This window comes from Paenibacillus sp. KACC 21273 (assembly GCF_028736095.1).
Taxonomy (GTDB): domain Bacteria; phylum Bacillota; class Bacilli; order Paenibacillales; family Paenibacillaceae; genus Saccharibacillus; species Saccharibacillus kyungheensis.
The window spans coordinates 1,204,173-1,228,738 of the sequence record NZ_CP117876.1; the positions used below are offsets into that span (position 1 = coordinate 1,204,173).

At 38.3% G+C, this 24,566-nt stretch carries 24 protein-coding genes and 2 tRNA genes; 20 read left to right on the top strand and 6 right to left on the bottom strand.

The genetic code is table 11. The features are described from left to right. The first annotated feature begins 451 nt into the window (after window positions 1-451). Window positions 452-883 carry a hypothetical protein gene (locus PQ460_RS05600; RefSeq protein WP_273613409.1) on the top strand — a complete coding sequence of 144 codons (432 nt, stop codon included), beginning with the start codon at window positions 452-454 and terminating at the stop codon, window positions 881-883. Window positions 884-1,014: 131 nt separating this feature from the next. Then, window positions 1,015-1,992: an MBL fold metallo-hydrolase gene (locus PQ460_RS05605; protein ID WP_274172009.1), complete on the top strand. Its 978-nt coding sequence runs from the start codon at window positions 1,015-1,017 to the stop codon at window positions 1,990-1,992. A 159-nt stretch (window positions 1,993-2,151) separates the two neighbouring features. Here the strand turns inward: PQ460_RS05605 and PQ460_RS05610 are convergent, their stop codons facing one another. Next, window positions 2,152-2,583: a hypothetical protein gene (locus tag PQ460_RS05610; RefSeq protein WP_274172010.1), complete on the bottom strand. Its 432-nt coding sequence runs from the start codon at window positions 2,581-2,583 to the stop codon at window positions 2,152-2,154. A 125-nt stretch (window positions 2,584-2,708) separates the two neighbouring features. Between PQ460_RS05610 and PQ460_RS05615 the strand changes: the two genes are divergently transcribed. Next, window positions 2,709-3,371 (top strand): hypothetical protein, encoded by a 663-nt coding sequence (locus PQ460_RS05615; RefSeq protein WP_273613406.1) that lies wholly within the window; start codon window positions 2,709-2,711, stop codon window positions 3,369-3,371. 122 nt (window positions 3,372-3,493) lie between these two features. Here the strand turns inward: PQ460_RS05615 and PQ460_RS05620 are convergent, their stop codons facing one another. Continuing rightward, window positions 3,494-4,078 (bottom strand): phosphatidylglycerophosphatase A family protein, encoded by a 585-nt coding sequence (locus PQ460_RS05620; RefSeq protein WP_273613405.1) that lies wholly within the window; start codon window positions 4,076-4,078, stop codon window positions 3,494-3,496. Between the two features lie 165 nt (window positions 4,079-4,243). On the opposite strand from PQ460_RS05620, the gene rph reads away from it, so the two are divergent. From rph to PQ460_RS05655, 7 genes are all read left to right on the top strand, one after another. Further along, window positions 4,244-5,002 (top strand): ribonuclease PH, encoded by a 759-nt coding sequence (rph, locus tag PQ460_RS05625; RefSeq protein ID WP_274172011.1) that lies wholly within the window; start codon window positions 4,244-4,246, stop codon window positions 5,000-5,002. A gap of 5 nt (window positions 5,003-5,007) precedes the next feature. Then, complete coding sequence (locus tag PQ460_RS05630; RefSeq protein WP_373462045.1) at window positions 5,008-5,631, top strand: XTP/dITP diphosphatase; 624 nt, start codon at window positions 5,008-5,010, stop codon at window positions 5,629-5,631. Between the two features lie 126 nt (window positions 5,632-5,757). Further along, window positions 5,758-6,609: an STM4015 family protein gene (locus PQ460_RS05635; protein WP_274172012.1), complete on the top strand. Its 852-nt coding sequence runs from the start codon at window positions 5,758-5,760 to the stop codon at window positions 6,607-6,609. Between the two features lie 10 nt (window positions 6,610-6,619). Beyond that, on the top strand, window positions 6,620-7,978 hold the full coding sequence (locus PQ460_RS05640) for an STM4014 family protein (protein WP_274172013.1): 1,359 nt from the start codon (window positions 6,620-6,622) through the stop codon (window positions 7,976-7,978). A gap of 19 nt (window positions 7,979-7,997) precedes the next feature. Then, window positions 7,998-8,786, top strand: coding sequence for an STM4013/SEN3800 family hydrolase (locus tag PQ460_RS05645; RefSeq protein WP_274172874.1), 789 nt, complete (start codon window positions 7,998-8,000; stop codon window positions 8,784-8,786). Between the two features lie 199 nt (window positions 8,787-8,985). Then, window positions 8,986-10,296, top strand: coding sequence for an STM4012 family radical SAM protein (locus PQ460_RS05650; RefSeq protein WP_274172875.1), 1,311 nt, complete (start codon window positions 8,986-8,988; stop codon window positions 10,294-10,296). A 2-nt stretch (window positions 10,297-10,298) separates the two neighbouring features. Further along, window positions 10,299-11,183, top strand: a complete 885-nt coding sequence (locus PQ460_RS05655; protein WP_274172876.1) for an STM4011 family radical SAM protein — start codon at window positions 10,299-10,301, stop codon at window positions 11,181-11,183. A gap of 73 nt (window positions 11,184-11,256) precedes the next feature. On the opposite strand, the gene PQ460_RS05660 is transcribed toward PQ460_RS05655, so the two are convergent. After that, window positions 11,257-13,131: a flagellar assembly protein A gene (locus tag PQ460_RS05660; protein ID WP_274172014.1), complete on the bottom strand. Its 1,875-nt coding sequence runs from the start codon at window positions 13,129-13,131 to the stop codon at window positions 11,257-11,259. 292 nt (window positions 13,132-13,423) lie between these two features. Between PQ460_RS05660 and PQ460_RS05665 the strand changes: the two genes are divergently transcribed. Then, window positions 13,424-13,497: transfer RNA gene (locus PQ460_RS05665), tRNA-Arg, on the top strand. A 123-nt stretch (window positions 13,498-13,620) separates the two neighbouring features. Then, entirely contained in the window at window positions 13,621-14,631 is a 1,011-nt protein-coding gene (locus PQ460_RS05670; RefSeq protein WP_274172015.1) for an HNH endonuclease, read from the top strand. A 124-nt stretch (window positions 14,632-14,755) separates the two neighbouring features. On the opposite strand, the gene PQ460_RS05675 is transcribed toward PQ460_RS05670, so the two are convergent. After that, window positions 14,756-15,103, bottom strand: coding sequence for an aegerolysin family protein (locus tag PQ460_RS05675; RefSeq protein ID WP_274172016.1), 348 nt, complete (start codon window positions 15,101-15,103; stop codon window positions 14,756-14,758). Window positions 15,104-15,340: 237 nt separating this feature from the next. On the opposite strand from PQ460_RS05675, the gene psiE reads away from it, so the two are divergent. The 3 genes from psiE (at window position 15,341) to PQ460_RS05690 (ending at window position 17,043) form a co-directional block, all read left to right on the top strand. After that, a complete protein-coding gene (gene psiE / locus PQ460_RS05680) occupies window positions 15,341-15,760 on the top strand; it encodes a phosphate-starvation-inducible protein PsiE (RefSeq protein ID WP_274172017.1) in 420 nt (139 codons plus the stop codon). Window positions 15,761-15,798: 38 nt separating this feature from the next. Continuing rightward, window positions 15,799-16,242: a hypothetical protein gene (locus PQ460_RS05685; RefSeq protein WP_274172018.1), complete on the top strand. Its 444-nt coding sequence runs from the start codon at window positions 15,799-15,801 to the stop codon at window positions 16,240-16,242. Window positions 16,243-16,500: 258 nt separating this feature from the next. Beyond that, on the top strand, window positions 16,501-17,043 hold the full coding sequence (locus PQ460_RS05690; RefSeq protein WP_274172019.1) for a GNAT family N-acetyltransferase: 543 nt from the start codon (window positions 16,501-16,503) through the stop codon (window positions 17,041-17,043). A 65-nt stretch (window positions 17,044-17,108) separates the two neighbouring features. Here the strand turns inward: PQ460_RS05690 and PQ460_RS05695 are convergent, their stop codons facing one another. Next, window positions 17,109-17,990, bottom strand: coding sequence for an AraC family transcriptional regulator (locus tag PQ460_RS05695; RefSeq protein WP_274172020.1), 882 nt, complete (start codon window positions 17,988-17,990; stop codon window positions 17,109-17,111). A gap of 217 nt (window positions 17,991-18,207) precedes the next feature. Between PQ460_RS05695 and PQ460_RS05700 the strand changes: the two genes are divergently transcribed. Both PQ460_RS05700 and PQ460_RS05705 read left to right on the top strand, forming a co-directional pair. Continuing rightward, on the top strand, window positions 18,208-19,506 hold the full coding sequence (locus PQ460_RS05700; RefSeq protein WP_274172021.1) for a Gfo/Idh/MocA family protein: 1,299 nt from the start codon (window positions 18,208-18,210) through the stop codon (window positions 19,504-19,506). Window positions 19,507-19,722: 216 nt separating this feature from the next. Continuing rightward, entirely contained in the window at window positions 19,723-20,958 is a 1,236-nt protein-coding gene (locus PQ460_RS05705; protein WP_274172022.1) for a DUF438 domain-containing protein, read from the top strand. A gap of 99 nt (window positions 20,959-21,057) precedes the next feature. Here the strand turns inward: PQ460_RS05705 and PQ460_RS05710 are convergent. Next, a tRNA-Arg gene (locus PQ460_RS05710) sits at window positions 21,058-21,131 on the bottom strand. A gap of 276 nt (window positions 21,132-21,407) precedes the next feature. Between PQ460_RS05710 and PQ460_RS05715 the strand changes: the two genes are divergently transcribed. From PQ460_RS05715 to clpP, 3 genes are all read left to right on the top strand, one after another. Continuing rightward, window positions 21,408-22,298, top strand: a complete 891-nt coding sequence (locus tag PQ460_RS05715) for a hypothetical protein (RefSeq protein ID WP_373461983.1) — start codon at window positions 21,408-21,410, stop codon at window positions 22,296-22,298. 139 nt (window positions 22,299-22,437) lie between these two features. Continuing rightward, complete coding sequence (gene tig / locus PQ460_RS05720) at window positions 22,438-23,754, top strand: trigger factor (protein ID WP_273613393.1); 1,317 nt, start codon at window positions 22,438-22,440, stop codon at window positions 23,752-23,754. Between the two features lie 214 nt (window positions 23,755-23,968). Beyond that, window positions 23,969-24,559, top strand: a complete 591-nt coding sequence (gene clpP, locus PQ460_RS05725) for an ATP-dependent Clp endopeptidase proteolytic subunit ClpP (protein ID WP_069325532.1) — start codon at window positions 23,969-23,971, stop codon at window positions 24,557-24,559. The last annotated feature ends 7 nt before the right edge of the window (window positions 24,560-24,566 follow it).

Consider the following 24,566-nt stretch of genomic DNA (forward strand, 5'->3'; position numbering starts at 1 on the left):
GTATATATAAGTAGAACAAAATTCAATAATATATGTCATACATTTACCAATATTGATAAATAAATATTACTTTTACGATTTGTTTGATAAGCTGTGGTTAAAATATGTATACCGCAGTCTATATATCACTCAATTGCAATCAAGCGAAAGAATATAGCATTATTGTACATCTATCAATATCCTTCATCATTTACTTCTACTAATGAATTCACTCCTTTTATAAAAGTTACTATTGAGTAATAAGTACTATGTCTTCCTACTGTTTTATGGTTCTATAGGCATACTATTCCTACTCTCATACCTATGTATAGGAATATAAAAATGTCGAAAAAGAACGAATGAGAGGAAAGTGCTATAAATATTATGCAAAATTTACCGATAAACTATATAACAGGCACAAAGTCGCATGAAAAACGCAAACATTACCTAAAATCTAAGGGGGATTCAACCTATGAATTATACTAAATTATCTAACGTAAAAATTATGGAAAAAGCAAAAGCAACTTCTGGTGGATGGTTCCGATTCGTAGAAAGTAGCGAAATTAAAAACAATGCAAATGAAATGGAACAATGGGCAGCTATTTACCACGTTGCTAATGATAAATATATCGTAACTAATGATTTTCTAAATGTAGGATTGAATGACCATGCTAACCAAGTCAACGTTGTGGGTTATGGCGATAATTTAGATAGCATTATGTTCGTTATCTGGGAACACCAAAAAGAAGCAGGCAAATCTTTCACTATTTTAGATGAAATTCGTCAAATCAAAAATGAAGAGATCGAAAAAGCTAGCCAAAAATTGTGGGACTGGAACGAAAAAGCAGCAGACAGCACTTACTTCAAACACGAAATGTTCAACCCGTGGGAAGAAAGTTATTGAGCAATGAATGACCGAATCAAAAACAAGCTCTTCTGAACACCTTATGCTATAGAGGTGCAATCAGAAGAGTTTTTTGTGTTTGGATCGTTTATAATATACATATAGACAGACTGACGGAGGATACATACATTATGGAATTACCAGAAATCACTCATTTTGAACATGGTATTATTCAGGTGAAAATAGCGATGTCTTATCCACTACGCTGGGTCAACAGTTATATTATTGTTGGCGATCATACATGGAGTGTAATTGATCCAGGGCCTCGTAGTGCAGAAAATGAAGCTGCATGGCACACCGTACTGAATACGTTGGAATTACATGTAGATCAATTGGAATCCATTATTTTGACGCATCATCATCCTGATCATTATGGATTAGCTGGTTGGTTACAAGCACAAAGTCATGCACCTGTGTATATGTCGGCACGTTCACTGGCTGAAGCTCGATTAGCATGGGGAGAAGGTAATACCGCAGCTCAAGATTTGATTACGTTTTATAAGATTCATGGTATGCCTTCAGAGATTACCAATGAACTTCCTGAACATTTGCAAAGCTTTGTCACGCAGGTATTACCACAACCAGAAGTATCTATAATTACACCAGAGCAACCATTTCTGATTGCGGGATATCCATGGTTACCGATCCAGACATCGGGTCATGCAGCAGGGCATATATCTTTTTATCAAGCCGATTGGAAAGCGATCATCTGTGGTGATGCAGTCTTACCTCAGATATCACCTAATATTAGTCTGATTCCGAATAGTGATCCTGAACCATTAAAGTCTTATGTAGAAGGATTACGTGTGCTTGGTCAATATGACGTAGAGTGGGCATATCCGGGGCATCGTCGTCCTTTTAACGGATTTAGAGAACGTACTGTCAAATTATTAGATCATCATGAACAACGATTGGATGCGATGACAGAACGAATCCGTACTCAACCTGCTAACGGATACGATGTATGTATGTCTATATTCAATAGCAAGCTTACGCTACATCAACTAAGATTTGCGATGTCCGAGACGTTGGCGCATCTGGAAGAACTTATTCGCCGCGGGATTGCACATAAATATCAACAAGATGGCATTTGGATCTATGCAGTCTGATTAGCACAAATAGGTTACAGTAATAATTAAAGAATACCAATATAAAGAAGCAGGATATAGAGGGTAGCAACCACCTCTATATCCTGCTTCTTTTCATTATCATTTGAAAAAGACTATGATAATACTGAAATATTTACATATTAATAAAAAGTGATACTATCATTCATTCAGATCACCGGTTAATTTGGCAATTGCCCGGCGAGCGATCTGTAATGTGTCTTCTGTAGTGGCTTTATTTTTGGCAGATTGCACTTGTTCTAATTGTCGTTCTGCTTGATGAATCGTATGTTGTAGACTGCGAAGCAATACATCACGTTCATTTTCATCCAATAACGCTTTGAGCTTATCAGTCACATTAGGTTCATGAGGCATCTGGTTATATTCGGAAGCTGACATTTTACGAATATCCAAATAGCTATTTTTGTATTCGATAACGGTTTCGGTATTACGAGCATTTCGCTCTGTTTCAACAACAACCATTTTATTCGCATAATCAGGATAAACATTCACAATTTTTTGTCTAATATGCAATAATCCACATATTTTACGAAAAGGAATTTTGTGTACTCGACTGACTTCTTGTGACATCATATCAACCTCCGCAACCTATCGTCATTAGTTTTAACTCTGTTTAAGTCCATTTTCATCCAATATTAAGCTAATTCTTTTACAATACATAATAATCAACACCCCGAAATGCGAAAGGGGCTTATCATATGTTTAGCACAAATGGAACTTTATTGGATATCGCAGTCGAAGGATTGCGATTCCTTGCTTATTTATTATTGCTGATTGGTGCAGTTATCGGAATATTTAGTAATATGTCTATGATACAAGAAAAGTACCGTTCTGTCTGGTACCGTGGTCGTAATATCCTAGTCTTTATGGGACTTAGTGTTGGTATTGTTCAAGGGATCACCAGTATGATTAATATTATTGTTCATCAAGGATGGTCGGCTGCTATTATTCCATTTACCACAGCTTCAGGACGTTTGGCTAATGGCTGTGCATTAATTGCTTTCTATATCACACTAGCATATGTTATTCCTGCTATCTGGGTATGGAAAAGACATCATCAACCGTCACCTCGTTTTATTTCAGTCTTATTGTACCCTGTATTAGAGTTGTTATTGCTGTCTGGATTATTGACCCGTAATGATTCTGGCATTTTATCGATTCACTTGTTTTATGTATTTACAGGATTATGCTTAATCTGGTTATTCGTACTACAGTTTATGTCTGGTGAAAGTAGAAGACGACGTGAACGCAAGCACTGGTGGGTCAGCCCTGATATCAAAGTAGGTCACCAATCTTCTTCCAATGTTCAACCCGAATCAAAAGAAGAACCATCTTCTTTATTTCATCCCAAAGGATTTTAAAAAAATTAATCTACTATTACCTGTTGGATAACGATCATATATGTGCTAATCAAAAACTCTGATCCCTGTATAAAGTATCTATACAGAGTCAGAGTTTTTTTGTTGGGATTGATTTGAGCAGACTAGACAGATGGTTCGCTTTCATCATCTTCAGGTAATGGGGTATTGCTTGTATCTGCTGTAGGGTCTTGTTCTTTATATTTGCCATGAGCAATACGACTACTTGCTGCCGCTGCAATCGCACCTACAATATCGTCAAAAAACGTATGAATGGGCCCGATACTTTTATCATTTAATCGTCCCAACACACCGGGTTTTAATTTATCGACATATCCATAATTGGTAAAGCCGATACTTCCATATACATTCACAATCGCAAATGCCAAAATTTCATCGACACCATACAATCCTTCATCGTTTTCGATCATTTCTTGTAATGGAGAGATCAATTTACCTTCTTCTGCCAGAATATCTAATTGAATACCGGTCAGAACAGCATTTTGCACTTCACGCTTTAATAGTACTTTTTCGACACTTTCTACACACTCTTCTATCGTAAGCGAAGGATAGTAACTTTTTTGAAGAAACATTACAATGTCTGCTATTTCCAAAATCGTAACCCCACGTTTGAGCAACCATTCTCTTGTCGCTTGTTCTACATTTAGACTGCTTAGATTATAAGGAACTTTGCTTGGTTGGGATTCCATAGATAGCCACCTCTTTCATAAATAACGTTATACAGTATTAACCGATTTTTTATGAAAAACTCACATATCCGCTGTAGCATCATAATCAATCGTCAGATAAGGATGCTTTTACAAGTTAGGTTTGTTAGAATAAGAAGGTGAATATGACGCAGGAGGCAACCATTTATGAGAACAGACGGACGACAACCGAATGAATTACGCCCGTTAACAATAACACCGAACGTGAACAAATATGCAGAAGGTTCTGTCTATATTGAAGTAGGCGATACCAAAGTATTATGTACTGCTTCTGTAGAAGAACGTGTACCGCACTTTATGAAAGGTCAGGGTAAAGGCTGGGTAACAGCAGAGTATTCGATGCTACCTCGTGCTACACATACCCGTAACCAGCGTGAAGCAGCAAAAGGTAAATTGGGCGGACGTACGATGGAAATTCAACGTCTGATTGGACGTGCACTTCGTTCAGTTATTGACCTACAAGCATTAGGAGAACGTACGATTACAGTCGACTGTGACGTAATTCAAGCGGACGGTGGCACACGTACGACATCGATCACCGGTTCTTTTGTTGCGTTAGCAATCGCTATGAACAAATTATCGACTCAAAATAAACTGACTAAATTCCCTATTACAGATTATTTAGCTTCTGTCAGTGTGGGTGTAGTCGGAGATCGTGCTTTACTTGATTTGAACTATGAAGAAGATTCCAAAGCCAAAGTAGATATGAACGTGGTAATGACAGGCGCAGGACAATTTGTAGAACTTCAAGGCACAGGGGAAGAACGTCCATTTTCTCGTGAAGAGCTAGATCAATTGCTAGTACTGGGTAGCGAAGGTATTGAGAAAATGATTGCGATGCAAAAAGAAATTCTTGGCCCGATCGCTTTGAAAATTGGTTCCGGTCAAGCAGGTACACAAGTATGAATCTGATGAGTAGCTCTATTGTCGTTGTTGCTACTCAGAATAAAGGGAAAGTTAGAGAGTTTGCTCATGCCCTAGCTCCTTTCGGCAAAGAAGTGCGCAGCATGTTTGATTATCCTGATCTGCCTGAAGTGGTAGAAGATGGAGCCACATTTGCTGAAAATGCACTCAAAAAAGCCAAAACTGTTGGAGATGCTTTAGGTGTTCCTGTACTTGCTGACGATTCAGGTCTATGTGTGGATCGTTTAGATGGAGAACCTGGAGTGTATTCGGCAAGATATGCAGGCGAATCGGCTACAGATGCTGATAACAATGCCAAATTGCTAGATGCACTTGAACGTTTACAAATGGGTGAAGATACCGATCAGACATTGCTCAGTACAGCACAGTTTGTATGTTGTCTGGTATTGTATGATCCTGCTACAGGCTTAGCAGTAACAACAGAAGGATCAGTAGATGGTTGGATTACATCTCAACCTTCTGGCAACGCTGGCTTTGGGTATGATCCATTATTTTATTTGCCGACTCACGACAAAACGATGGCAGATATTACGATCGAAGAAAAACAAGCGATTAGTCATCGTGGAGAAGCGTTACGTAAATTAGTCGATCAATTGAATCTTAATTCTTAAAGTAGAAGCAGCTTAACCTGAACAATAGAGGTTAAGCTGTTTTTATGTCAATAAGCATTCTTTTTTTGATTATCGAGAGATTTCTATTGTAAAATATAACAAATAGAATTGAAGGAGGGTTTAATAATGGAAGTGAAATTATCGGTTGATTATGATCAGAATGAAAATGGGGTCAAGCTAAAAGATTTGATCACAGAACTCGTTGCTGATGTAGAAGCTTGCAAAGCCATTACCAGCTTGATTATAGGGGATTGGGGCGCAGCTTATGAAGATACGATGGATGATGCTATTCCAGCTCTGATTGAAGCAAGCCCGATATTGCCGAATTTAAAAAGCCTTTATATTGGCGAGATGTCTTCAGAAGAATGTGAAGTTTCGTGGATCAATCAAACCAATCTAGGGCCTGTACTTGCTGCTTATCCACAGATCGAATCGTTTACGATTCAAGGAAGTACAGACTTATCGTTAGAACCTTTACACCATGATAAATTACATACATTAACTATTATTTGCGGAGGATTGCCCAAATCCGTTTTGAATGAGATTTATAACGCGCATTTACCTGAATTAACAACACTTACTTTATATCTAGGAGTAGAAGATTATGGATTTGATGGTTCTATAGAAGATATTTTGCCATTTTTGAATCAGAATCCTTTTCCTAAATTAAAATATCTAGGTCTAACTGATAGTGAAATTCAAGATGAAATCGCTATCGCAGCGGCAAATGCGCCTGTACTTGAGCAACTAGATACACTCGACTTATCGAATGGAACACTATCTGACAAAGGTGCAGAAGCACTTATCAATAGTGATGCGGTCAAAAAGCTTAAACATTTGAATTTAAATTATCATTATATGTCTGACAAGATGATCAAGCGCTGGAAAGATACAGGCTTGTCTGTTGATACAGGTGACCAACAAGAAGTAGATGAAGATGGCGAGTACGAATGGCGTTATCCTGCACTTACGGAGTAATGAATTTGATATGAATAGATCTACATCGACTTCTTATCAGCAATGGCTGGCTTCTGCATCTGCTTGTATTTTGTTTGGTAATCCTAATAACAAGCGGACAGCAGGCTGGCAACAAGCAAGAGAACAATATGATCTGTCTTCTGCATTGGTCGTTCCTTATATTCGTCTGTTGCATAGTATTCGTGCAGGAGAATCGCTAGATGATCTGTTACAAGCTGTATTTCAAAGGCAGACTCATCATCAGCATCCTATTCGTGTGAGTGAACCCAAAATCGGTATTGATGGATATTCAACATCCTCTGGTGTAGAGTCATCTTCGTTATCTCAATCTTCATTATTATTGCGTCTGGATGCACCTGGTGATCATTTTGCGGTTGAACGTGAATTGATTGCATTAGGGGCAGTAGATGCAGAAGGCGATATAGATGATGCGTTGGTGCCGTTAAATGCTTATACAGTAGGCGCTTCAATCTCAGCAACAGCAGCACGTCGATTGCAACCTCAACATGGACGTATCTGGTATCCTGCTCAGTGGTTTCGCGGGTATTGCCGATTGTTATCGTGGCTTCAGCGTGAAGTATCATTGTTATTACCACACGCAAAATGGATGAATGATCCTGCTGATATTGCTATCATGTTCGATAAAAGGCGCTGTCATCAGTGGCTACATACAGCAGGTGTAGCTGTACCTCCACTTGTACCTGATCTGCTAGGGAAGCATACTGGTTATGAACAACTTCGGCAAAGTATGAAGCAACACCGAATTCATCGCGTATTTATCAAATTATTTTGTGGATCTGCGGCTTCGGGTGTGATCGCTTATCAATACAATCCCCGTACCGGTGCAGAGATTGCGACCACTACAATCGGAATAGATAACAGTGGCAACGAGTCTTATTATTATAACTCTGGCAAATTACGTCGTTATACAGACTCTAAGACTATAGCGCAGATTATCGATTGGGTAGGGCAAGAAGGTATGCATGCCGAACGATGGATCAGCAAAGCCAGCTGGCAAAATAAAGCTTATGATGTACGCCAGTTGGTGTGCCGACATGAAGCAGGGCATGGGGTTATGCGATTAAGTCATACTCCGATTACAAATTTACATTTGCGTAATGATCGGTTGGTAGTGTCTCAATCTCATTTGTCAGCAGACCAAATACATGCTATTGAACAGACAGCGATGGCTGGGCTACGTACGTTTCCTTATTCATTTTGTACAGGAATTGATGTGCTCGTTCCGAGTCACGGTGGACAGCCTTATATTATAGATATGAACCCATTTGGTGATTTGCTGTATGATGTAGAGCATCGCGGGTTAGGCACTTATGCATGGGAGTTACAACAATGGTTAGAGCATGAGTGACAATGAAAGGATTATCGTTATGCTTAATATGAATGAAATTGTCGGTACACATGACATTTTGATGATTACACTGGATACGTTGCGATATGATGTAGCCAAGTTAGAAGAAGAGAACTGTACTCATTTATGTGCAACAGGAGGATGGGAGAAGCGTCATAGTCCGGGCAGTTTTACGTATGCTGCGCATCATGCTTTTTTCGGTGGATTTCTACCGACGCCTGCTAATACGGATAAAGCTTCACATATTCGATTATTTCATGGAAAACACAGCGGATTTCGCACTCATCCGTACACCTGGCTATTTGATGCGCCTGATATCGTATCTGGATTGGCGCAAGAAGAATACCGTACGATCTGTATCGGTGGTGTAATCTTTTTTACGAAAAAGAATAAACTGGCAAAAGTGTTACCTGCTTATTTCCAGGAGAGTTATTGGCGAATGACATTTGGCGTGACCAATCCACGCTCTACCGAACATCAAGTGAATCACGCGTTGCAATTGTTAGACGGAGCTGATCTAGAGCAACGTTTATTTTTATTTCTCAATGTATCTGCTATTCATGGACCGAATCATTATTTTATTCCTAATCATATTCGTAAAGACTCGATAGAGACTCAGCGAGCGGCTTTGCGTTATGTTGATAGAGAAGTAGGACGATTATTTGAGGCTTTTCGCAAGCGGAAGCGCCCCACCTTATGTCTGGTATTTTCCGATCATGGAACCGCTTATGGGGAAGATGGATACGAAGGTCACCGGTTAGCACATGAAGTAGTCTGGAATGTGCCTTATCGTGAATTTATATTATAGAAAATGTATATGATATAAGCTGTGCATTGTATAAAAAGTATAAAATCATGTAAATAAAACAAAACATGAAGCTGTTCAAGTTAAGCGGTTATTGATAAAAAAGGAGTGTTGTAGTATGAATTCGGAATCATTACAGTTACCGCTCCATGCGATTCCACCATCAGAATGGACACCTCAGTTGCAGGAATGGGAACAACAGATGAAGAGTGCTCCTTATCGTTCATATCTTTACTCTTATCCACATAAGACAGCGTATCGTGAACTCAGTCCACCGTATTCGTTGCAACAATTATGGGAGCAAGAGCAACTGGAAAGTTATTTTCTTTATATGCATATTCCATTTTGCGGAGCCCGCTGTGGATTTTGTAATTTATTTACGTTGCCAGATAAGCGGGTTGATGTACATCAGCAGTATGTGGATGCGCTGGAGCGTCAAGCCAAGCAATGGGCACCACTTGTAGCCAGACGACCTTTTTCACGATTTGCGATTGGTGGAGGGACGCCTACTTTATTACAGCCAGATCAATTGAATCGATTGTTTGATATCGCCGAACATCTTATGGGGCTTGATCCTACACATGCTTCGATTTCTGTAGAAACATCGCCAGATACGGTAACACCTGAACGGTTGGATATTTTGAAGCGTCGCGGAACTGACCGAGTGAGTATGGGGATTCAGAGCTTTGTCGAATCGGAAAGTAAAGCAATCTATCGTCCGCAAAAACCAGAGTTAGTACGCGAAGCGTTGCGGATGTTAGTGGATTATGATTTTCCTTTACTGAATGTAGATCTGATCTATGGATTGCCTGAACAGACGGTAGAGACATGGTTATATTCGGTAGACCAAGCATTATCGTATAATCCAGGTGAAATATTTATTTATCCATTATATATTCGAGAAAATACCATATTGAAGCCAGGGCATACCGGATTAGAGCAAGATATTCGTCTAGAGCTGTATCATGCTGCTCGTACCCGTCTAGAAGCTGCTGGATATACACAGTACTCGATGCGACGTTTTGCTAAGCCGTTATCTTCCTCTAAGCAACTGTTGCCGTATAGCTGTCAGGAAGAAGGGATGGCTGGACTTGGATGTGGAGCACGTTCCTATACTAGAGAGGTGCATTATGCTTCTCATTATGGAGTGAGCGCCGCTACAACACGTAGTATTATCGAAGACTATGTAGCCGCTGAACGTCATGATCAGGCGAATTATGGATTTGTGCTGAATCAAGAAGAACGCCAGCGACGTTTTATTCTCAAAGCTATTTTACATCGCGAAGGATTAACGATAGCTGATTATGTAGAACGGTTTGGTCAATCACCACTTACTCATTTTCCAGAATTACAGAATTTGATCTGGACAGGGATGGCTGAACTTGTAGAAGACGAGCAACAATCTCAAGTGCTACAACTAACCACCGAAGGGTTAGCTTATTCAGATGGTATTGGAGATTGGTTTATTTCAGACGATGTGTATGCATTGATGGAAGGATATGTAGGCTCATGAGTATGCAGGCAACTATTTATTATCGGGGCAAATTATCTTCGTGCAATTATAGTTGTCCCTATTGTCCGTTTAGCAAAACAGTCGATAGCAAAGAGACATTGATGCAAGATCGTGAACAATTGTCACGCTTTATGGAGTGGGTACGTGAACAACAGCATTATGGTCATCAGCTTTCTATCTTTTTCAATCCTTATGGGGAAGCTCTTGTACATTCATGGTACCGGGAAGCGATGATTGAATTGTCTCATATGAGTCATGTGAACAAAGTGGCTGTGCAGACCAATCTGTCTGTGAAATTAGATTGGACAGCTCAACTGAATCCAACCAAAGTATCGTTTTGGGCAACGTATCATCCAGAACAAGTACGTGAAGATCGATTTGTTGCTCAAGCGATGATATTGTATCAACAAGGCATAATATTTAGTGCAGGTACAGTCGGATTACGGGAAGCTTTTCCAGCGATTCATCGTTTGCGTGCTCGATTGCCTGAAGATGTCTATGTCTGGGTCAATGCATTCAAAGATCGTCCGCATTATTATAGCGAAGCAGAAGTAAAAGAATTGAGCGAGATCGATCCTTATTTTAGATACAATCTGCAAGATTATGATAGTCTCGGACAAGCTTGTCAGGCAGGGGAGCATGTTTTTTATGTGCAAGGCTCAGGGATTGTAAAGCGTTGTTATCAAGATAAGCGTGTGATTGGACATCTTTATCGTCATTCTTTGGAAAAGTTATCGCAAGATCGTCCGTGTCAAATGAAAACATGTGGTTGTTATATTGGTTATATTCATATGAAAGATCAGCCGTTTGACTCTATGTATGGATCACATTTGTTGGAACGTGTACCTCAATCGTATCGTACATTATCTACAGCTATGCAACGATAAACAAAACCGGAATGGAATATATCCATCACCGGTTTTGTTTTTTTATCGATTCTATTGGTAAAAGAGTATAAGTTTATGAAGAAGAAACGCTGGTTTGTTGAGGTACTTGTTGTTGATTTAACATGTACTCCATATTGAATAACTGTTTTTCGACTTTTTCCCAGACGTTTAATTTATAACTATCAATCATAATGCAACCGTTATGCATGTTGTTTACATACACATGAGTACGTGCTTTGAGTACGCAGTGTGCATTGCTACTACTACCTACATTTTGAGCAACGATTCGATCCATAGCTTCCAGTTGAGAACCACGACATACGGAATGTTCATCTAAAAAAGCGATACTGCCCGCAGAATACAATTCACTTTGGATCACACCTGCTTGTGTAACTACGATATCGCCATTTGATTTGATAATAGCATTCTGACATTGAGCCATTTCGATACTGACTTTGGTCTCTTGCATACTGGCTACATTGGAATGAAGCTGTTCTAACAATAATCTCATTCGTCCCAAAGTCTGTTCGCAGAAAATATCTGCTACTTGAGCGGATTGAATGATCTGTCGAAGTAATAGCAATAACTGTTCATTTTGTTCGGTCTGCACTTGTTGGATACTTGCAAATACTTGTAATAGATCACGTGCGAGATCAGGAATAATCTTAAATTTGCTTTCTAACAACAACATAATAACCTGTCCATACCGTACCGTTTGTTTGCGTGCACGTATTTCATTAGTCAGCAATTGAGCAGCAATCTCTAAGCGCTCCATCTCTTGCTTGAGTTGCTTGGAGACCATATACATTCGATTGAACATCACTCCGAAATACCCTGAATACAACTGACCACTAATCACATTTCCTTTAACTAGAATACTTCCTGTCGCTGTGATTGTAGAATTATACACATTTCCATGAACATAGACATTGCCAAGCGATTCAATAATCATATGATCGGTGACATGACCATGAATAATCACATCACCTGAAAAGACGATATTACCTGTACTAAGATCTACATTGCCTTCCACGATAAAAGCATTAGAAATATCGAATTGATGTACTTTTTTGCCCGTTAAGCGTGGTCTGCCCGGAGTAAGAGCAATAATTTCACCTTTGTCATTCATTTCCGTTGATTCTTTAGCGACCACTATAATATCTTGAGCAGGTGTAGGAGGAAGCATATCTCCATATACGTTATAGCCTGGAATTCCGTCGACCAATGCATGTTTGACAGCAATCACATCACCTTCATGAACAGAAGGGATACGGCGATGACTGCGATAATCGATCACACCACCAATTTCATGGAAGATCGTTTCAACTTGTTCAGGAAAAAATAACTCTAATCTTGCATCGATGCCTGGTGTTGACGCTTTGCCACGAGCTACCACCACAGGTTGGTGAGTAGGATGTTCCAATTCTTCCATAATAGCAGCGGTATCCACATGTTTGCGAATCCCTAGCTTCTCAAGTGTATTGATAATATGATTGAATTGCACCACATCAATTACAACATCTTTGTTCGGTGCAACTTTAATAAAAGCACGATCAGAAGCAGGCAAATCTTGCAGTTCCCATGTATATTTTTCACGCGAATATAGAATGAATGAAGCTTCCATTTGATCGCGAGACACTTTAATTTCAAATAACGGTGGGTATTTAATATCCCATGTAATAATATCGTCTTCGGTAACTTCTGTTGCTCCATTTAAAGGAATCCCGTTGATCAATAATGTTAAGGGGGAGACTGCACAAATAGTGGCCGGCTTTTTACCTTCATCTGGTGAAGTGACGATAATCTGATGATTCTCCACCTGAATCCATCCATTACCATGAAAAGAATCCGATGCACCAGACTTACGATCTACAGAAGCAGACGATGAATCCAAGTTCATTCGGTTAATAAGTAAGCCCAGTTCCTTTTCGGAGATGGGTGTAGCCATAGGGAATACCTCCATTTCAATTGCTGATAGATACTATAGGAAAATGGAACCGACATGAGTATGTTTGAAAAAATAAGTGGGAGCGTTTGCAAGTAGGAAAAGTATGTATGCGTGGGAGATTCGATATAGGTATATTAATCCACTTTTTTCCAATTGAAACTTATAATTGAATATAAAGTACCACGTATTTCATAAAAAAAACAGGTAATTCTAAGTATATAATAATTTTTTTTGAAATTAAATACATAATAGAGTATAATCAATAATGTTGTATTACATACATAACCTATTTGTCTCAGTAGCTCAGCTGGATAGAGCAACGCCCTTCTAAGGCGTCGGTCGGGGGTTCGAATCCCTCCTGGGACGTATTTTATTAATTACAAACGGATTGATACAATTGAGTTTAGAAGAAATTAGGGATTTGTTCAGGGCGTTGGTCACTGATGCAGAATCCCTTTTTTTATATTTAAAATTAGTAAGGAGTATAAAATGGATAAACAAAAACTTCAAAATGAATTACATAATGAACTTTTAAAAGCAGCAAAAATCGCTAGTAGCATTGGATATAATCCTCATATTTTTAATCAAATGTTAGCAAATGAAGGAGGATACGCAGTTGCAAAAAAACTAATACACAAAGTTTCTTCAGGATTTGAAAAACTATGGGAAATTAATCGATTAGATTTATCCGCTGAAGCAGTGATGTTAAATCCTAAATTTAAAGACTTATTTACTCAAGAAGAAATAGATACAGCAAAAATGAGATTAAAAGAATTTGGTTACGAGATAGAAGAAATTATCTTACCTATTTTACAGCCAAGTGGTCGTAAAAGAGAATATGATAATTATCAAGATGAAATTAAAGCAAAGGTTATTTACGAGCATCTTGCTAATGGTTTAACACATAGAGAATTAGATGAGAAAGTACTTGGCTTAGATAAAGATAAAAGTAAAGGGTTACAGTCGATGAATATTCTTCATTATTTAGGAATGAAGGCTGATTACAAAGGCATTTTTGAAGGTAAGGAATTAAATGAAGTCTTAAATATTTTAAAAAAGCAAGATGAATCTTTTACAGAAGCAGTTCGATTACTAATATTATTAACTGATGAAGAATTAATAAACAATATTAATTCAGATCTAAAAGCTGAGTTAGAAGAAGAAGGTCATAGGATTGAAGGACAAGTAAAATATTATTATGGTAAACGTTATGAGAGAGATTCTAAAAATAGATTACTAGCAGTTAAAAAGCATGGTTTAAGCTGTTATACTTGTGGATTCAATTTTGAAGCAGTATATGGAGAACGTGGTAAGGATTTTATTGAAGTACATCATATTAAACCATTAAGTACATTAGAAGAAGCAACTGAAGTGAACCCTGAGACAGATTTAGTTCCTCTTTGTGCCAATTGTCATCGAATGATACATAGGAGAAAAGAGGAGATACTAAGCCCTGACGAACTCAAAGTATTAATAGAAAAATTCAAGAATGTAACTTGATTCAATCCCTCCTGAGACGTAAAAAAAGAAGTCTTCTCATTATACCAATGGGGAGACTTCTTTCTATATTCAATAACCATAAATAAAAACAGTAAGCATACAATCACTTAACGATAGATTTCACTTATGTGTTACTAACTAGATAAGTCACATTACATACATTCCCACTACCACCAATCACCTGAACCATATAAGCAGGTGAACTACTTTGTGCAGAAAATCCGTCTGAACCCACGTATGGATCATCAAAGTACAACGTAATTTCTCCTTGAGGTAACTTGTAATAAATTGTTCCTTCTACCCCTGTTGCGAATCCATCAGAATCTGCTTCAAAATTAACAGGCTTAGCATTGTTTGTTACATTGGTCGGAGAAACCACCCATTCTCCATGAGCTAAATTCGTTTTACTTTCCAAAACCAATTCGCTGTCAGTTACATTAATTACAGAAATGTGTACTTCGCGTTGAGACATACGAAAATCACTCCTCTAATATAAAGTGGTCTTGCAGAACTATAATAATTTAATTTACTAAATTAATCAATATATTTATTTTAAAACATTTTTGGTATAAAAAGTAAAATGTAAATATGAATGTAAAGCTTTGAATAGTCTCATTGCGGGTTCTCAATTCCGATTGTATAATCTATGGATAGACGAATATATACAAATAAAAGATCGTAGATCGTTATAGAATAGAGGAGGATCACCTTGAAATCGTGGATGAGTCATATTTATAAAATACCTGCTATTTTACAAGGAATATTGAATACTACACTTGTTTTAGTAGGTTTTACACTAACGTTTTTTCTTCTTAAAGAAACATGGTATATTTTTAGCTTTATGTTTATTGATTCAGATGTGGGTAAAACAGATTATGAATTTACAGAACAGCTTTTAGTATTCTTTTTGTATTTCGAATTTATTGCACTGATTATCCAGTATTTTAAAAGTGGATTTCATTTCCCGTTACGCTACTTTATTTATATTGGGATTACTGCGATTATTCGTCTGATCATTATCGACTACACCAACGCATCCAATACATTATTGTGGTCGATCTCGATTGCTGTATTACTAGGTGCACTGGTACTCGCCAACATGAAAGTTGTACGAAGAGACGAGCATTAAAGACTTATTCATCTAACCCTAATTTTGGAGGAATCTGTATGAGTGAACAAGTGAAAGTATCGCAGCGTACCGCATTGATTTTAGAGCGTCTACGTCGTGATGGAATAACGCAAGAGCAATTGATCGATGCTTTGGAACGCCAGGATATCGCTCCATTAGAGCAGATCACATCATCACAGACTGATTTTCAAGAATGGTTTACTTATGCAATAGAGCATAATGAACCTCTGGTACAAGCAGTAAAAGAAGGATACCGAATCACATTTAATACGATTCAAGGACTGAAAATGTGGTTGGATTATCGCTTTTTGCTTGAAGAAGAAGATGATTATACAGAAGGCGAAGGTCGCTTGGATGAGATTACATTGACTGCTGACCAAATTGAGCAATTAAAAGAGGCTATCGCTGTAAATTGGGTAGTGTTGGAACAAGAAGATGGTACAGTATCTCTTGCGCTACGAGGATTTTTACCTGTTTCATAAATACATGTACAATAAAAAGACTTCTATACTCACACTTAGATGATATATCGGTGGAGATCGAAGTCTTTTTATTTTGTTTGGTTTACGGCTTTTTGAAGCTAGCTTTTTTGATGTTAACTTTTTGATTTCAACTTATAGCCATGTGATTCTAATAAGTGATCATTTCAATCTATCTTATGCTTCATTTGAACATAGCATTTCATTACGATATGGTATACATAGACTCAAATCAAAAAGAAAAACAATAGGAGACCAATGATGCAAAATATAGAAACACAGCGATTACGATTGAGACATTTTATCGAAGCAGATGCGCAAGGACTTTTAGAATATTTAAGACAGCCGCGGGTAAATTGTTTTCTCGATGATAAAATCAATACATTACAAGAAGCTCAATTAAAAATTCAAAAAAGAAGCAAAGATGATTCGTATATCGCTGTCTGTCTCAAAGACACAAATGAGTTGATCGGAGAATTATTTGCGTTAAAAGAAGAACCGGATACGTATTGTGTCGGTTGGAACTTCAATGCTCGGTTTGAAGGCAAAGGGTATGCCAGTGAAAGTGTGCAGGCGTTGTTTCAATACCTATTTACACAGATGCAAGCGAGAAGATTATATGCTTATGTTGAAGATGATAATTACAGATCACAGAAATTATGTGAACGATTCAAAATGCGTCAAGAAGGTTGTTTTGTAGAATTTGTATCTATGACCACGTATGAAGACGGCACTCCTAAATATGAGAATACTTTTCAATATGCATTGCTCAAAAAAGAGTGGTTACAACATCAGTCTATGTAGTCACCACTTATTGTATGTTCAAAAATCGCATATGCAAAAGGTAGCTCATCTCATACACTGCATGTTTATCTATTTATACCTATATGTTTGGCAGAAGCCCGGTATTCTCGAGGACTGACCTGAGATAAATGCTTAAACATTTTACCAAAATGCGAAAAGTTGCCGAAGCCTACTATATTTGCGATATCGATAACTTTAAGCTCAGATTCTCGTAACAATCGTTGTGCTTCCTGTATACGAACTGTATTCAAATATTCAGTGATACTGAATCCTGTTGTTTTTTTGAAAATACGACTAAGGTATGACGGGCTTAAATGAAATTGATCTGCTAGTAAAGGTAAAGAGAGCTCTTGCTGATAATGAGACTTGATATAGCGAGCGACTTCAGACATATGTTGATGAGCTTCAGTTCCGATAGGGGCAGGGAGCTGAGGCTGTTCGCGATGCAGACGGGCACAAGTAATTAGTAATTCAGTTACAATACACTGCATACATAATTCATACCCTGTTGCTTGCACAGTTAACTCACGCAATAGTTGTTGTACAAGAGGATTCAGATGAGATTGTTCTCGTGTAGATAAATGAAAAACAGGTTGCTTGGACTGGAATAAAGATAATATCCATGTACGATGTCCGGCAAAATGTTGTTCAGCAAAATGATCATTAAAGTACATCACAATCCGTTCATGTTCAGGCAGTTCAGCAGGAAGTGTACGATGCAATTCATTTTTGGCGATAAATACAAGATCTCCTTGTTGTACACGATAGATCTGATCTCGTATAAAATAATGCCGCTCACCTGATAACAAAATGTACACTTCATAATGAGGATGAAAATGCTCATGAGTCATTGTAAAATAATCGCTTCGTCCTGCATATTCTACAGTGAGCGCATTCGGTGTCTGCGTATCAGTCAAGCTTGACCCTGTCTTATATCCATGATTCATATCTAGCTTCCTCCCGCTCGATAAAATCCATAAGTTTTTATGTGCCATGTTTATTTACCTAGTCTATCCATATATCTGTAAGCGTTATCTTTAAATGAGTATATCACAACAAAATAAGCGGTATATATGAAATAAAACAAGATTTGCGGAGAAATATAATGCTTTATTTGCTACTCTGTTTATAACCAGTGATAAAGTAATGAGAGGGGAAAATAGCATGACATTGAAAAAATATGTATTAGTAGGTACAGGTGGACGGGCTGAATTTTTTTATGGAGCTATAGCAAATACATATCGAGATACGTCGGAATTAGTGGGACTATGTGATATCAATCTCACTCGCGCCCGTCATGCTAATCAATTACTACAAAATAAATACAATTACCATGCTGTAGATCTATATACCGCAGATCAATTTGAACAGATGATTCATGACAAACGTCCAGATGTTGTGATCGTTACAAGTGTCGACCGTACCCATCATCGTTATATTATCAAAGCACTGGAATTGGGATGCGATGTAATTACCGAAAAACCTATGACAGTAGATGAACATAAGTGTCAGGATATTATTGATGCTGTTGAACGCACCGGTCAGAAAGTAAGAGTGACATTCAATTATCGTTATGCTCCTCATCATACCAAAGCACGTGAATTAATCGCAGACGGTACGATTGGTGATATCACTTCTGTTCATTTTGAATGGTTGCTCAATACAGAACATGGAGCAGACTATTTCCGTCGCTGGCATCGAGACAAGCGCAATAGCGGTGGATTATTAGTGCACAAATCGACCCATCATTTTGATCTGGTTAACTTCTGGATCGGTTCACAGCCGGATACGGTATTTGCGATGGGAGACTTATTGTTTTATGGTCGTGAAAATGCAGAAGAACGAGGCGAAACGAATTTTTATGCACGTTCTACAGGAAGCGAAGTCGCTAAAAATGATCCGTTCGCTTTACCACTAGATACCAATCCTAATCTAAAAGCGATGTATCTGGATGCCGAACATGAAGACGGTTATATTCGCGATCAGAGTGTGTTTGGAGATGGAATTAATATTGAAGATACAATGAGTGTTGTGGTGCGTTACAAAAATAAAGCGATGCTAACCTATTCGTTAAATGCGTATATGCCCTGGGAAGGATACCGTATTGCTTTTAACGGAACCAAAGGACGTATCGAAATGGAAGTCGTCGAAAAATCTTATGTCAATGCAGGCGGAGAAAAAGCAGACGAAGGTGCTCTCAAACGCAAAACGATCAAAGTGTTCCCGATGTTCGCTGAAGCCTATGAAGTGCAAGTGGAAGAAAAAGAAGGCGGTCATGGTGGAGGCGATCCTGTGCTTCTAAACGATCTATTCGGCGAACCTGTCGAAGATCCTTTTCACCGCGCAGCCGATCATGTGGATGGAGCACGCTCGATCCTAACAGGAATCGCGGCTAACCAATCGATCCGTACCGGCTTACCTGTCAAAATCGATGGATTGGTTCATTTTAATCAATCCAAGTGATATGCAAACATTATCAATTTAGAGATCAAACACAATAGATAAGAAAAAGCCCTTCTCTCTTCAATAAGATGGGTTTTTTTCTATGTCTATTCATCCTCCTCATAGTGATTACAATCACTACCTTGAATATAGGCACATGTTACGATTCATTTGAGAATAATTCTCAATAAACAGAATGATAGCCAAGCATGATCAATAAGGAAGGATTGAACTATAATGAGTGAACTGATCAACAACCGGGAACATCGGAGCCCCTTAGAGGATACACGTCAACAGATGCTGAAAGAAATTATTAAAGAACTGCATCAAGGTAAAAGTACTGAAGAAGTGAAAGCCCGATTTACAGAAGCAGTAGGTGATATTACGGTCGAAGAAATTTCTAGCTTGGAACAATCATTAATGGAAGATGAAGGCATTCCTGTGGAAGAAGTGCAACGGTTATGCAGTGTACATGCAGCGATTTTCAAAGGATCGATTCAAGATATTCATCGTGTTCACAGACCAGAAGAACAACCCGGACATCCTGTTTATCTATTAAAAAAAGAAAATGCAGAATTAGAACGGTTATTGCATTTCTCTATCAGTCTGCATCTAGATCAATTTCGCAAATCAGATGCCGAGCATAACCGTCTTAAATTACTGGAAGATTTGAGCTTATTGTATGATGTAGATAAGCATTATAGCCGTAAAGAAAATTTAATTTTTCCATTTTTAGAAAAGTACGGTATTTTCGGGCCGACCAAAGTAATGTGGGGTGTCGATGATGCGATTCGTGGAGCGATTAAAGAAGCCAAACAGTTGTTAACGACTTATCAAGGCAATGCTGATGAAGTGATTGCTTGTATAGAGCAAGTCAGCCGCGAAGTTAGCGAAATGATTTTTAAAGAAGAACATATTTTATTACCGATGGCGTTGGACAAATTAACAGAAGATGAGTGGGTATCGATCGCTCGTGAAAGTGATCAGATTGGATTTTGCTTAATAGAATCGGATTTGCAATGGAATCCTGATCGCCAGCCATTACCTCTAGCTTCTACAGAAGAACATTCAGGTTATATTCATTTACCAACAGGTATACTTTCGGTACAACAGCTTGAACTGATGATGAATCATTTACCTGTAGATCTTACATTTATAGACGAAAATGATGTGGTTCGTTATTTCTCTCATGGCAAAGAACGGATCTTTGCACGAACCAAAGCAGTGATCGGCCGCACGGTGCAAAATTGTCATCCTCCGCAAAGTGTACATGTAGTTGAAGAACTTTTACGAGATTTCAAAGCAGGGATTAAAGATATCGAAGATTTCTGGATTCCTTTAAAAGATCAATTTATCTATATCCGTTATTTTGCTATTCGTGATGAAGTAGGCACCTATATGGGAACATTAGAATTCACCCAAAATATCAAACCTATTCAAGCGCTAGAAGGAGAAAAACGCATTTTATCCTGATCATATATGTATGAAGGATATAATAAAAAAGAACAGTACTCCGATAAAAACACAAAAAAAGAAGTATTCTATAATGAAATAGAATACTTCTTTTTGGTACGTCCCAGGAGGGATTCGAACCCCCGACCGACGCCTTAGAAGGGCGTTGCTCTATCCAGCTGAGCTACTGAGACAAATAAAATATGCGTTTGAAGCGCAACAAAAATATTATAGCATAACATAAATAGGTAAGACAACACTTTTTTTAGATTGTAAAATAACGTAATGCAACGAGGGAAGAACGATTACATACTTTTTGAAGCAGGGACAAGCTATGTTATAATCATAAAATCGTAACGCTTATATTGATATTTTCTTAATATTAAATATACAGTTAGCATTGAAATGTAGGAGGTGCTATTATAACGGACTCAACGAATTCACATACAGAATCATCTGGAAATGTTATTTTGTTTCCCAAAACGTTAGATTTTTATCAGATTGAATTAACGAATATGTTAGAAACCGAACGTTATGGCGAAGCGATGTCTTTGCTTGATTTTTTACTGCATTGTCAGGGACAAAGCGACCAGCAAATCGAAGAGTGGGAATCGCTATTAGGTTGGTTACGGATGAGCTTTCCAGAAGCAGCGATCCAAAATAGTTCTTTGGATCAACAAGAAGAGGAAGAGAACCATCCAGATAGTGATACAATGATGCGAGATCGTATCAAAGGGAAACAATCAGCAGATCATTCGTATGAATCCCAACTACTGGAGACAGCCATGCAACAGCCTGTCACCGAGCGCACGTTGTTAGCACTTGAACAGCTATCTTATTTGGATCAGCCGAAGATTGATGACGAGTTGATTGAATGGTTGCAGACAGGTAAGCAACATCCTTTGATTCAATTCCGTATTTTGCAAACGTTGCGTAGACGTGGGCATTTGGGTAATGTAAGCTTTGAACGTGATCATGAATGGATTGAAGTCGAAGTGGAAAATGTTCCGTTAGAACCTGCTGAGTTTCCTTTACCGGTTATTCAGATTTTGGAGCGTGTCGCTGATAAGACGGAAAGCGATGCACCGAACTTATTTTACTTTGCTCAAGAATTATGGTCACAGTTTATGATGGGCATATACGGTACATCTAATTATCAGTTGATCGCAAGAGGCGACGATGCTGAACTTGATATTTGGGCAGCGGCTCTTCATCAGACCGTTTCTGAGACATTAGAAGGTAGCAAGGAAGAAGAAAGTATCCGTTTACTATACGGGGTAACAGATAATATTCGCTTCCGCTATGAACAAGCTTATCGCGCTATGCACCAATTTGTGTCAGGACAATTGCCACGTTCTTGATCTAAGAACAGAGAGTCCAGACCATCAAAGGAATCACGCTTGAAAAACCATCGATAGTTGTATATACTATAATGGTTATTCTGTACGTGAAATTAACATTTATACAATGTGAAATATTTTTTGGAGGGGAATACTTGAAATGACAGCAAAATGGGAAAAAACAGAAAAGAACCTTGGGGTTCTTGAGGTAGAAGTAGGTGCAGAGCGTGTAAGCGCGGCACTTGATAAAGCATTCACTACAGTAGTTAAAAAAACCAGCATCCCTGGTTTCCGCAAAGGTAAAGTGCCTCGGTCTATTTTTGAAGCACGCTTTGGCGTAGAAAGTCTTTATAACGATGCAATCGATATCTTGCTTCCAGAAGCTTACTCTGAAGCTGTTGACGAAGCAGATATTTTCCCTGTGGATCGTCCTGAAATCGAAATCGAGCAATTCGCAAAAGGCGAAACTTTCAAATTTAAAGCTAAAGTTACTGTAAAACCTGAAGTTAAATTGGGCGAATACAAAGGACTAGAAGTACCAGTTGCTAAAGCTGAAGTTAGCGAAGAAGACGTGAACGAAGAATTGACACGTTTGCAACAACGTCATGCTGAATTGTCTGTACTTGAAGAAGGCGCTGCTGAAAATGGAGACGTTGTTGTTATCGACTTCGACGGTTCTGTAGATGGCGTTCAATTCGAAGGTGGACAAGCAGAGCGTTATTCTCTTGAATTGGGTTCTAACTCCTTTATTCCAGGATTTGAAGAGCAAGTAGTTGGTATGGCTACTGGCGACTTCAAAGACGTAAGTGTAACTTTCCCAGACAGCTACCATGCGGTAGAACTTGCTGGTAAAGATGCAGTATTCAAAGTAAAAGTTCACGAAATCAAACGCAAAAATCTTCCTGAATTGGACGATGAGTTTGCTAAAGACGTAAGTGAATTTGATACACTTGATGAGTTCAAAGCAGATTTGAAATCTCAAATCGCTACTCGTAAAGAAAACGAAGTAAAAGCAGCAAAAGAATCAGCAGCAGTAGAAAAAGCAGCTGAAAATGCTGAAGTAGAAATTCCAGAAGCGATGATCAGCTCCGAAACAGAAAACATGGTTCGTGATTTTGACAACCGTCTTCGTCAACAAGGTATGAACCTTGAAATGTACACAGGATTCTCTGGTCAAACAACAGATGATCTTAAAGAGCAAATGAAAGAAGAAGCTTCCAAACGCGTTCGTAACAACCTAGTGTTGGAACAAATCGCTAAAGAAGAAAATATCGAAGTTTCTGAAGAAGAAGTAACTGCGGAATTGGAAAAAATGGCTGGACAATTCCAACGTGATGCTGAAGAAGTTCGTAACATTCTTGCTGCGAATGGTTCTCTTGCAAGTCTTTCTGACGAAATCAAATTGCGCAAAACAATCGAAATCTTGGTAGACAACAGCAAAGAAGTTGAGCCTGTAGCTGCTGAGAAAGCTGAGTAATTTTTAACTTTATATGAACGTTGCAAATATTTGCAACCTTTTCAGATAAGGCACGTATACATTTGCGTGCCTTATTTTTACCTATTTATAGATAAAATGATTAGCACTGAAAAAATGACATGAGACCTTGTACATGTTAAAATGGTTCTGTGTCATTATTTCTATGCATTTTTATATGCCCTATATTTTATGACAAAGAAAAGAGGTTGGTCTTATGAGTCTAGTACCTATGGTTGTCGAACAAACCAGTAGAGGTGAACGATCTTACGATATTTATTCAAGATTGCTCAAAGACCGTATCGTGTTTCTGAGCACGGCGATTGATGATGATGTAGCCAATCTCATTATTGCACAACTATTGTTTTTAGCTGCGGAAGATCCAGAGAAAGACATTCATCTATACATCAACTCTCCTGGTGGTTCTGTCACAGCAGGGATGGGTATATACGATACAATGCAATTCATTAAGCCAGATGTATCTACGATCTGTATCGGTATGGCTGCAAGTATGGGTTCACTGTTGTTAACAGCAGGTGCACCAGGTAAACGTTATGCATTGCCGAACAGTGAAGTGATGATTCATCAACCGCTTGGTGGTATTAGCGGACAAGCATCAGATATGAAAATCCATGCTGAATGGATTATCAAAACACGTCAAAAATTGAACCAAATTTATGTAGAACGTACGGGGCAATCTTTAGACAAGATTGAAAAAGATACCGATCGCGATTATTTCTTAGAAGCTGAGGAAGCGAAAGCTTACGGAATTATAGATCAAATTCTCACTCGTCCGATCACAAGCTAAAGAGGGG